Source organism: Lelliottia sp. RWM.1 (genome assembly GCF_016859735.1).
In the GTDB taxonomy this organism is placed as follows: Bacteria; Pseudomonadota; Gammaproteobacteria; order Enterobacterales; family Enterobacteriaceae; genus Enterobacter.
Genome location: NZ_WLVC01000008.1, coordinates 144,006 through 154,103 on the forward strand (window position 1 = coordinate 144,006; position 10,098 = coordinate 154,103).

Here is a 10,098-nt window from a genome sequence, read left to right on the forward strand (position 1 = left end):
TTACAGGCTTTCAGTAAAGGTACGCGCAATAACATCGCGTTGCTGCTCTGGGGTCAAAGAGTTGAAGCGAACGGCATAACCAGAAACACGGATGGTCAGCTGCGGGTATTTTTCCGGGTGCTTAACAGCATCTTCCAGGGTTTCACGACGCAAAACGTTAACGTTCAGGTGTTGACCACCTTCCACGCGCACTTCCGGTTTTACTTCCATCGGGATTTCGCGATATTCGATTTCACCCAGTTTGGTTACCGGAACAATTTCGTCTTCAGCAAAACCCGCTTTAGCCACTACACAGCGCGCTTCACCTTTCTCGCTGTCCAGCAGCCAGAAAGAATTCAGCAGGTCGTCATTTGCAGCTTTAGTAATCTGGATACCTGTAATCATGTGATGCCTCCCTTAGGCTACATTAACTGGTGTCGGCCTCTCGCGGCCAATTGGTAAAACCATTGTTGCTTGTGTGTATATATATCAGTCAGGCACGCGTGATTCTTTGATTTAAATCAACAAAAACACTAACCACATAAAGAGTGTGGTTAGGATTTATTGTTTTAGATCAATTTACTTCACACAGGAACTCAATCATTTTTGTGTGTTTTCAAATTAAATTGAAAGACTTAGCGGTAATTTCCGCGAGGGATTTTGCGCACTGCGCGTAAACGGGTAAGCTAGGCTCAGATGAGAATCGCAGGAGAGCGACATGACAACGCCTTTAACATGGCATGATGTACTGGCCGATGAGAAACAGCAGCCTTATTTCATTAATACTTTAAGCACTGTTGCAGCAGAGCGGCAATCTGGCCAAACGATTTATCCGCCACAGAAAGATGTGTTTAACGCCTTTCGCTATACCGAGTTGAACGATGTAAAAGTGGTTATTCTGGGGCAAGACCCTTATCACGGCCCAGGGCAGGCGCACGGTTTAGCTTTTTCCGTACGTCCCGGAATTGCGACTCCCCCTTCTCTGCTGAACATGTATAAAGAACTCGAAGGGACAATCCCTGGGTTTACGCGCCCAGCACATGGATATCTCGAAAGTTGGGCACATCAGGGCGTTCTGCTGCTGAACACCGTATTGACCGTGCGGGCTGGGCAGGCGCATTCCCATGCCAGCCTCGGCTGGGAAACCTTTACAGACAAGGTTATTAGCCTTATCAACGAACATCGTGAAGGCGTGGTGTTTTTACTGTGGGGTTCACACGCACAGAAGAAAGGGGCAATTATTGATTCACAACGTCACCATGTTCTGAAAGCACCTCACCCTTCACCGCTGTCAGCACACCGCGGCTTTTTTGGTTCGAATCACTTTGTTCTGGCGAATGAATGGCTGAAGAAACGTGGCGAAACGCCGATTGACTGGATGCCTGTATTACCGGCAGAGAGCGAATAAGATTGAGTGATTTTGTATAACACCCGGCTAGCGTAAGCGTCACCGGGTATACCTACTGATAAAAGGCAGTTTACGCCTTATTCTGACGCCACCATTCAGCCAGCAATACGCCCGTTGCAACGGAAACGTTGAGGCTTTCTACATTACCAGTGCCGTCAATCGATACGCTCAAATCGGAGCTGGATAATGCAGCATCAGACAGACCATCACGTTCCTGCCCAAGCACCAGCACCATTTTACGTGGCAGTGTTGCTTTAAACAGCGGTGTGCCTTCGTGGCTGGAGGTGGTTACGATGGAATAGCCTGCTTTGCGGAATTGTTCGATGGCATCCAGAACGCTGTCACCGGTAATTGGTTGCACATGTTCAGCCCCGCCTTCCGCAGTACGGATCGCCGCTCCGGATTCCAGCAGCGCCGCATCCTGCAACAACACACCCTTCACACCAAAGTGTGCACAGCTACGCATCATAGCCCCCAGATTATGTGGGTTGCCCACATCTTCCAGCGCCAGTACACAATCATCAGCATCAGCCTGGCTTACCCACTGCTGAACTGTCGTGCCGTTACGCTTTTTAATCAGGAAACAGACACCGCCGTGGTGTTCTGTACCCGAAGCTTTCGTCAGTTCGGCATCATCGACCACATGATAGGCTTTGCGGTTTGCAGCCATCCAGCGCAATGCTTCTTTAAAACGCGGCGTTACGCTCTGGATAAACCATGCGCGAACGATGCATTCAGGGCGACTCTGGAACAGAGCCTGGCACGCATTCTCACCATAGACGCGGGTTTCTTCCGCACGCTGACGGCGAAGAACCTCCGGATCAATAAAGCTTTTACCACTGATACCACCGTGATCGGCTTTTTCTGGCGCTTCCACACCTGGCGCGCGCGAAACGGTACGCCATGGGGATACATCACGCTGGAAATCATCACGCGGACGATCGTCACGTTTGCGATCGTCACGCTTACGGTCATCACGTTTGCGGTCATCACTGCGGTTATTTCTGTCATCGCGGGCGGGGCGACGGCCACCGTCAGCACGAGAAGACGCCGGACGCCCGCCACCTTTTCCGGTACGCGGATTTTGGGTGCGTTTATCAGAGTCATCATCACTGCGGACATACATCACTTTGACCTTGCCGCTTTTATTCTTTAATTCGTCGTTCATGCTTTTCTCCACCAGCGCTGCGCGAAGCGCGCAGATTACCCGATGTGTAAGCTCATAGCCATAATTTCGTACAAAAGCCTGCGACTATTGTACTCATTGAATAAAACGCATTGTCGTTTCAAACAGGCTAATTGATAATATGTAACATATTAGAAACAAAAATGGCGTATTAGCGCTCTGTCCCACCGCTCTATCAGAGGTTAGTTATGAATACCGTATGTGCCAACTGTCAGGCTCTTAACCGCATTCCCGATGACCGGATTGATGATGGTGCAAAATGCGGACGTTGCGGCCATGAATTGTTTGATGGCGATGTAATTAACGCAACGGGCGCGACGCTGGACAAATTCCTCAAGGATGACTTACCTGTGGTTGTCGATTTCTGGGCTCCATGGTGCGGTCCTTGCCGGAACTTTGCGCCGATCTTCGAAGATGTCGCAGAAGAACGAAACGGCAAAATGCGTTTCGTAAAAGTGAACACCGAAGCTGAGCGCGAACTCAGTGCCCGTTTTCGCATTCGCAGCATCCCCACCATTATGATTTTCAAAAATGGTGAAGTGATTGACATGCTCAACGGCGCCGTACCCAAAGCCCCTTTTGAGAGTTGGCTTAACGAATCACTGTAACATTCGCGGGGCGCATCTTGTGCCCCGCTCCCTCCTCTGCGAAAATAGCCTTTTTCCAGCACTTCTCTCATGACTGATAACGCCGTACTTCAATTACGCGCCGAACGCCTCGCGCGCGCAACCCGCCCTTTTCTGGCTCGTGGTAATCGTGTGCGGCGCTGCCAGCGCTGTTTGCTCCCTCTGAAACAATGTCTGTGTGAAACATTGCAGCCCAGCCAGGCGCAAAGCCGCTTTTGTCTGGTTATGTTCGATACTGAACCGATGAAGCCCAGTAATACCGGGCGTTTGATTGCCGACATTCTGCCTGATACCGCCGCATTTCAGTGGTCCCGCACAGAGCCACCGCAGGCGCTGCTAGACCTGGTTTCCAGCCCTGACTATCAGCCAATGGTGGTGTTTCCCGCATCGTATGCTGGTGAGGATCGTCAGGTCATTGCCGCGCCATCAACAGGTAAGCCACCACTCTTTATTATGCTGGATGGCACCTGGACCGAAGCACGGAAAATGTTTCGTAAGAGCCCTTATCTTGATGCACTTCCGGTGATTTCAGTGGATTTGTCACGGGTCTCAGCTTATCGCTTACGCGAAGCCCATGCTGACGACCAATATTGTACTGCGGAAGTGGCAATTGCCTTGCTGGATCTTGCCGGGGATACGCTGGCGGCGAGTGCATTGGGGAGCCATTTTTCCTGTTTTCGCGAGCGCTATCTGGCAGGAAAAACCATTCATAAGGGCAGTATCACAGCAGCGGAGTCAGAAAGCGTTTAAAATCATCAAGTCACTCGCATATACAGGAGACTTGCATGAGTCAGCGAGGGTTGGAAGCGTTACTACGCCCTAAATCCATAGCCGTTATAGGCGCATCAATGAAACCGGACCGCGCAGGATATCTGATGATGCGCAGCTTGTTGGCCGGTGGATTTAATGGACCCGTTATGCCAGTTACCCCAGCTTATAAAGCAGTGCAGGGGGTACTTGCCTGGCCTGACATTCAGAGCCTGCCTTTCGTACCTGATCTTGCCATACTTTGTACCCATGCGAAGCGCAATCTGGATTTACTGGAATTACTGGGTAAACGAGGGTGTAAAACCTGTATTATTCTCTCTTCTCCTCCTGAACAGCAGGCTGAACTTCTCACCTGCGCCGGCCGTTATCAGATGCGTATTCTTGGCCCAAACAGCTTGGGATTACTGGCTCCCTGGCAAGGGTTGAATGCCAGCTTCTCTCCTGTTCCTATCCGCAAAGGCAAGCTGGCTTTCATTTCACAGTCTGCTGCCGTGTCAAACACGATCCTTGACTGGGCGCGGCAACGTGAAATGGGATTCTCTTACTTCATCGCTCTGGGTGATAGCCTGGATATCGACGTAGACGAGTTACTGGATTTTCTGGCCAGAGATAGCAAAACCAGCGCCATACTGCTCTACCTTGAGCACTTAAGTGATGCCAGACGTTTTGTTTCTGCTGCGCGCAGCGCATCACGCAATAAACCCATTCTGGTGATCAAAAGCGGTCGTAGCCCAGCCGCTCAACGTTTGCTGCACTCGCACTCAGGAATGGACCCCGCATGGGATGCGGCCATTCAACGCGCAGGCCTGTTGCGCGTACAAGATACGCATGAGCTTTTCTCTGCCGTCGAAACGCTTAGCCATATGCGTCCCCTGCGTGGCGAAAAATTAATGATTGTAAGTAATGGCGCAGCGCCTGCCGCACTGGCACTGGATGAACTGTGGCTACGCAATGGAAAACTGGCCACTTTGGGGGAGGAAACTCTCCAACGTTTACGCAACGACCTGCCACTGAGTGTGTCTCCAGGAAATCCGCTGGACTTGCGTGATGATGCCAGTTGCGATCGTTATATCAAGGCAATAACCATCCTGCTGGATAGTCAGGATTTTGATGCGCTGATGATAATCCATTCACCAAGTGCGGCAGCGCCCGGAAGTGAAAGCGCACGAGCACTGATCGAGGCGGTCAGAAATCATCCACGAGGAAAATACGTCACCTTGCTCACCAACTGGTGTGGTGAGTTTTCCTCTCAGGAGGCTCGCCGTCTTTTCAGTGAGGCAGGACTTCCAACTTACCGGACGCCAGAGGGCACAATCACCGCTTTCATGCATATGGTTGAATATCGCCGGAACCAAAAACAGTTGCGGGAAACACCCACATTGCCGGGCAATTTAACAGCAAACTCGGTTGATGCCCACGTGTTGTTACAGCAGGCTATCAAAGACGGAGCGACTTCACTGGATACTCATGAAGTGCAACCTATCCTTGGCAGCTACGGTATGCAAACGCTGCCGACCTGGATCGCCAGTGATAGTGCTGAAGCTGTACACATTGCTGAACAGATTGGTTATCCGGTCGCACTTAAACTGCGCTCACCGGATATCCCGCACAAATCAGACGTTCAGGGCGTGATGTTGTATCTACGTACAGCGGCTGAAGTGCAGCAGGCTGCAGACGCTATTATCGACCGGGTAAAAATGGCCTGGCCGCAAGCGAGGATCCATGGGCTACTGGTTCAAAGTATGGCCAACCGTGCCGGAGCACAGGAATTACGCGTTGTTGTTGAATACGATCCGGTCTTTGGCCCGTTGATCATGCTGGGCGAAGGCGGTGTGGAATGGCGTCCAGAGGAACAAGCGGTTGTCGCACTTCCGCCTTTGAACATGAATCTGGCTCGCTATCTGGTGATTCAGGCGGTTAAAAGTAAAAAAATTCGTGGCAGGAGCGCCCTGCGTCCTCTCGATATTGCCGGGTTAAGCCAGTTTTTGGTGCAGGTATCCAATCTGATCGTCGATTGCGCAGAGATCAAGCGACTGGATATTCATCCGCTCTTAGCCTCTGGCAAGGAATTTACCGCGCTGGATGTGACACTTGAGATTGCGCCGTTTGAAGGCGATCGGGAAAGCCGCCTCGCTATACGCCCATACCCTTTGCAACTCGAAGAGTGGGTAAAACTGAAAAACGGTGAACGATCGCTATTTCGCCCTATCCTGCCAGAGGATGAGCCTCAACTACGGCAGTTCATAGCCCAGGTCACTAAAGAGGATCTTTATTATCGCTACTTTAGCGAAATCAATGAATTTACCCATGATGATTTAGCCAATATGACCCAGATCGACTACGATCGTGAAATGGCATTTGTTGCCGTTCGCCGCACTGATATAGGCGATGAAATCCTGGGTGTCACCCGGGCCATTTCAGATCCTGATAATATCGATGCTGAATTTGCGGTATTAGTGCGTTCAGACCTGAAGGGCCTTGGTCTGGGCAGACGACTACTGGAAAAACTCATCAGTTATACGCGCGATCACGGACTGTTGCGGTTGAATGGCATTACTATGCCTAACAATCGTGGCATGGTGACCCTGGCGCGAAAACTTGGATTTGACGTTGATATTCAACTGGACGAAGGTATTGTCGCTCTGACTCTTGACCTGACATCCGCAGATAACCAAGAGTAACCTACTGGAAATGTTGACCACTTTGGACGGTACTGGTGGTATCATTGTCCGCTTATGTTGTTTGCCTGGTACAGACAACCCTTCAATGAACAGAGAAGAAACGCACTGTGATGTTGTCAAAATTTAAGCGTAATAAACATCAACAACACCTTGCTCTACTACCGAAGATTTCTCAGTCAGTTGATGATGTAGAGTTCTTTTACGCTCCCGCTCATTTTCGGGAGACGCTTCTGGAAAAGATCGCCAGTGCCACACAGCGTATTTGCATCGTGGCACTGTATCTTGAACAAGATGAAGGCGGGCGTACGATCCTGAATGCGCTCTATGAAGCTAAACGTCTGCGTCCTGAACTGGATATCCGCGTTCTGGTTGACTGGCATCGTGCACAGCGCGGCCGTATCGGCGCAGCGGCTTCTAACACAAATGCCGACTGGTATTGCCGTACCTCACATGAAAACCCAGGCATTGAAGTCCCGGTCTATGGTGTACCCGTCAATACGCGGGAAGCACTTGGAGTGCTTCATTTCAAGGGTTTCATTATTGATGACAGCGTATTGTATAGCGGTGCTAGCCTGAATGATGTTTACCTGCATCAACTTGATAAGTATCGATATGATCGTTATCACCTGATTCGTAATCAGCAGATGGCCGATATCATGTTTAACTGGGTTGATACAAATCTGGTACATGGTCGTGGTGTAAATCGTCTTGATGATCCGCACCGTCCAAAAAGCCCGGAAATTAAAAATGACGTTCGCCTCTTCCGCCAGGAATTGCGTGATGCGGTTTATCATTTCCAGGGTGATGCTAACAACGAGCAACTATCTGTAACACCTCTGGTTGGTTTAGGTAAATCAAGCCTGCTGAATAAAACTATTTTCCACCTGATGCCCTGTGCCGATCATAAACTCACTATCTGCACACCTTACTTCAATCTTCCTGCCGTGCTGGTTCGCAATATTATCCAGTTACTGCGCGATGGTAAGAAAGTGGAAATTATTGTTGGCGATAAAACCGCGAACGATTTTTTTATCCCGGAAGATCAGCCGTTCAAAATCATCGGTGCATTGCCCTATCTCTATGAGATCAACCTTCGTCGCTTCCTGAGCCGTTTACAGTACTACGTGAACACCGACCAACTGGTTGTGCGTTTGTGGAAAGATGAAGACAATACCTACCATCTCAAAGGTATGTGGGTGGACGATGAATGGATGCTACTGACTGGCAATAACCTGAACCCTCGTGCCTGGCGTCTGGACCTGGAAAATGCCATTTTAATTCACGATCCTCAGCATGAGCTCGCAGAGAAACGTGAACATGAGCTGAATATGATTCGTACTCATACAACGGTAGTTCGACATTATCGGGATCTGCAAAGCATTGCAGATTATCCGATTAAAGTCCGCAAACTCATTCGCCGTTTGCGCCGAATCCGAATTGACCGTCTTATTAGCCGCATTCTGTAATACTCAAGCCCTGTTATCCAACAGGGCTTTTTTATGGAGCTCGCATGCGCATTATTTTCCCTATCACCCTACTGTGCCTGACAGGCTGTAGCCATATGGCTAATGATAACTGGCAAGGTCAGGATAAAGCTCAACATTTTATTGCATCTGCCATGCTGTCTGCCGCAGGTAACGAGTATGCTCAACATCAGGGCTATAGCCGGGATCATAGCGCAGCTATCGGCTTCATGTTCTCAGTAAGCCTTGGTGCGTCAAAAGAGCTTTGGGACAGCCGTACTGCAGGAAGTGGCTGGAGCTGGAAAGATTTTGCCTGGGATGTAGCCGGTGCAACGACCGGCTATGCCGTGTGGCAACTGGCGCATTATTAAAGGCGAATCCCCTTATCTTTACGATGTAACATCAAGGAAACAATGAAAGCCAGCGCTCCCATTGCTGTGACATACCAGAAGAAGGCCGATTCACTCCCCAATGACTTCAGCAATAGCGCAAGATACTCGGCAGAACCACCAAACAGGGCGTTCGCGACAGCATAAGAGAGCCCAACCCCCAGAGCTCGAACTTGCGCAGGAAACATCTCAGCCTTCAATATTCCACTAATAGAGGTATAAAAACTGGCAATCACCATCGCCAACATCACGAGTGCAAATGCCGCGTATGGTGAGGAAACGCGCTGAAGCGCAGTTAAAATGGGAACAGTGCAGAGTACTGACATTGCGCCAAAAATCAGCATCGATGCGCGGCGTCCTATTTTATCTGAAAGCGCACCAATCAAGGGTTGTATCAACATAAAAATGAATAGCGCCACGGTCATCACAACACTGGCGACATTTGCATGCATTCCCGTCGTGTTTACCAGGTACTTTTGCATGTACGTCGTAAAGGTGTAGAAACTGAGCGAACCGCCAGCGGTGAATCCTAAAACCATCAGAAACGCTTTGCGATTTCGCCAGAGTCCCTTGAATGTCCCTGCTTCCTTCAATGACATTACTTCTTTTCGTGAGGTTTCATCTAACTGACGACGTAACCAAAGGGCAACAACTGCCAGTATCGCTCCCATAGCAAAGGGAATTCGCCATCCCCAGCTATGGAGTTGTTCATCGGTCAGTATCTGCTGCAAGATCACCACCACCAGGATTGCCAGGAGCTGACCACCAATAAGCGTGACATACTGGAAGGAAGCATAAAAACCTTTACGCCCCTCAAGCGCGATTTCACTCATGTATGTTGCGCTAGTACCGTATTCGCCACCAACAGACAGTCCCTGAAATAATCGGGCCACTAACAACAATACTGGAGCCCATGTGCCAATAGCGTCATAACCCGGTAAGCAGGCGATGACTAATGACCCCAGACACATCATACAAACTGAGATTAACATTGAGGTTTTTCGTCCCTGGCGATCAGCAATTCGCCCAAACAGCCAACCACCAATAGGACGCATTAAGAAACCTGCGGCAAATACCCCTGCCGTCTGCAATAACTGTGTTGTGGTATTTCCAGATGGGAAAAATATATGGGCGAAATAAAGCGAACAAAATGAGTAGACGTAAAAATCAAACCATTCAACCAGATTTCCAGAAGAAGCACTGATGATTGCCCATACCCTTCGTCGGGTATCACTGCTCGCCAGCACCTCTTGCGATGTGATGCTCTCTGTCATTGTCGTGATGCTCCTGCCATAAATACCGGCCTGGCGTTCTCTCGGTGACTCAGTTATTTGATGATCAAATGTTATAATTTTGTTACTTATAATATCGAGAGAACGATCACATATTTAATTAGCATGATAAGGAATCAGGAGGAGATGGCAGAAGCAACAATGCAGTTTCAGGGTGAGGCTGACGAAAATATGCAGGTGCACAGACGCAAAAAACCCCGGACCTTACGGACCGGGGTTTCCTGCTTATTTGATGCCTGGCAGTTCCCTACTCTCACATGGGGAGACCCCACACTACCATCGGCGCTACGGCGTTTCACTTCTGAG

The 10,098-nt window shown here is 49.7% G+C and carries 10 protein-coding genes; 7 read left to right on the forward strand and 3 right to left on the reverse strand.

Annotated elements, in window-relative coordinates; translation table 11 throughout:
- Positions 1–384: an autonomous glycyl radical cofactor GrcA gene (gene grcA / locus GF617_RS09425; protein WP_181620417.1), complete on the reverse strand. Its 384-nt coding sequence runs from the start codon at positions 382–384 to the stop codon at positions 1–3.
- A gap of 313 nt (positions 385–697) precedes the next feature.
- On the opposite strand from grcA, the gene ung reads away from it, so the two are divergent.
- Complete coding sequence (gene ung / locus GF617_RS09430; protein ID WP_181620418.1) at positions 698–1,387, forward strand: uracil-DNA glycosylase; 690 nt, start codon at positions 698–700, stop codon at positions 1,385–1,387.
- A 70-nt stretch (positions 1,388–1,457) separates the two neighbouring features.
- Here ung and GF617_RS09435 read toward each other — a convergent pair whose 3' ends face one another.
- A complete protein-coding gene (locus GF617_RS09435; protein WP_203451551.1) occupies positions 1,458–2,555 on the reverse strand; it encodes a tRNA/rRNA methyltransferase in 1,098 nt (365 codons plus the stop codon).
- A 206-nt stretch (positions 2,556–2,761) separates the two neighbouring features.
- Between GF617_RS09435 and trxC the strand changes: the two genes are divergently transcribed.
- The 5 genes from trxC (at position 2,762) to GF617_RS09460 (ending at position 8,482) form a co-directional block, all read left to right on the forward strand.
- Positions 2,762–3,181 carry a thioredoxin TrxC gene (gene trxC / locus GF617_RS09440; protein WP_203451552.1) on the forward strand — a complete coding sequence of 140 codons (420 nt, stop codon included), beginning with the start codon at positions 2,762–2,764 and terminating at the stop codon, positions 3,179–3,181.
- A 69-nt stretch (positions 3,182–3,250) separates the two neighbouring features.
- Positions 3,251–3,949 carry a tRNA-uridine aminocarboxypropyltransferase gene (tapT, locus tag GF617_RS09445; protein ID WP_181620421.1) on the forward strand — a complete coding sequence of 233 codons (699 nt, stop codon included), beginning with the start codon at positions 3,251–3,253 and terminating at the stop codon, positions 3,947–3,949.
- 35 nt (positions 3,950–3,984) lie between these two features.
- A complete protein-coding gene (gene pat / locus GF617_RS09450; protein WP_203451553.1) occupies positions 3,985–6,648 on the forward strand; it encodes a protein lysine acetyltransferase in 2,664 nt (887 codons plus the stop codon).
- A 110-nt stretch (positions 6,649–6,758) separates the two neighbouring features.
- Positions 6,759–8,114: a CDP-diacylglycerol--serine O-phosphatidyltransferase gene (gene pssA, locus GF617_RS09455; protein WP_203451558.1), complete on the forward strand. Its 1,356-nt coding sequence runs from the start codon at positions 6,759–6,761 to the stop codon at positions 8,112–8,114.
- A 44-nt stretch (positions 8,115–8,158) separates the two neighbouring features.
- Positions 8,159–8,482: a YfiM family lipoprotein gene (locus GF617_RS09460; protein WP_181620423.1), complete on the forward strand. Its 324-nt coding sequence runs from the start codon at positions 8,159–8,161 to the stop codon at positions 8,480–8,482.
- Here GF617_RS09460 and GF617_RS09465 read toward each other — a convergent pair.
- Positions 8,479–9,774, reverse strand: a complete 1,296-nt coding sequence (locus GF617_RS09465; protein ID WP_203451554.1) for an MFS transporter — start codon at positions 9,772–9,774, stop codon at positions 8,479–8,481. The genes GF617_RS09460 and GF617_RS09465 overlap by 4 nt on opposite strands.
- A gap of 144 nt (positions 9,775–9,918) precedes the next feature.
- On the opposite strand from GF617_RS09465, the gene GF617_RS09470 reads away from it, so the two are divergent.
- On the forward strand, positions 9,919–10,098 hold a 180-nt coding region (locus tag GF617_RS09470; RefSeq protein WP_203451555.1), incomplete at its 3' end, for a hypothetical protein.

Excerpts from the sequence above, each read along its gene's own strand:
- pat (WP_203451553.1), top strand. The coding sequence starts at position 3,985 with ATGAGTCAGCGAGGGTTGGAAGCGTTACTACGCCCTAAATCCATAGCC.
- pssA (WP_203451558.1), top strand. The coding sequence starts at position 6,759 with ATGTTGTCAAAATTTAAGCGTAATAAACATCAACAACACCTTGCTCTA.
- ung (WP_181620418.1), top strand. The coding sequence starts at position 698 with ATGACAACGCCTTTAACATGGCATGATGTACTGGCCGATGAGAAACAG.
- GF617_RS09435 (WP_203451551.1), bottom strand. The coding sequence starts at position 2,555 with ATGAACGACGAATTAAAGAATAAAAGCGGCAAGGTCAAAGTGATGTAT.
- GF617_RS09460 (WP_181620423.1), top strand. The coding sequence starts at position 8,159 with ATGCGCATTATTTTCCCTATCACCCTACTGTGCCTGACAGGCTGTAGC.
- grcA (WP_181620417.1), bottom strand. The coding sequence starts at position 384 with ATGATTACAGGTATCCAGATTACTAAAGCTGCAAATGACGACCTGCTG.
- GF617_RS09465 (WP_203451554.1), bottom strand. The coding sequence starts at position 9,774 with ATGACAGAGAGCATCACATCGCAAGAGGTGCTGGCGAGCAGTGATACC.
- trxC (WP_203451552.1), top strand. The coding sequence starts at position 2,762 with ATGAATACCGTATGTGCCAACTGTCAGGCTCTTAACCGCATTCCCGAT.
- tapT (WP_181620421.1), top strand. The coding sequence starts at position 3,251 with ATGACTGATAACGCCGTACTTCAATTACGCGCCGAACGCCTCGCGCGC.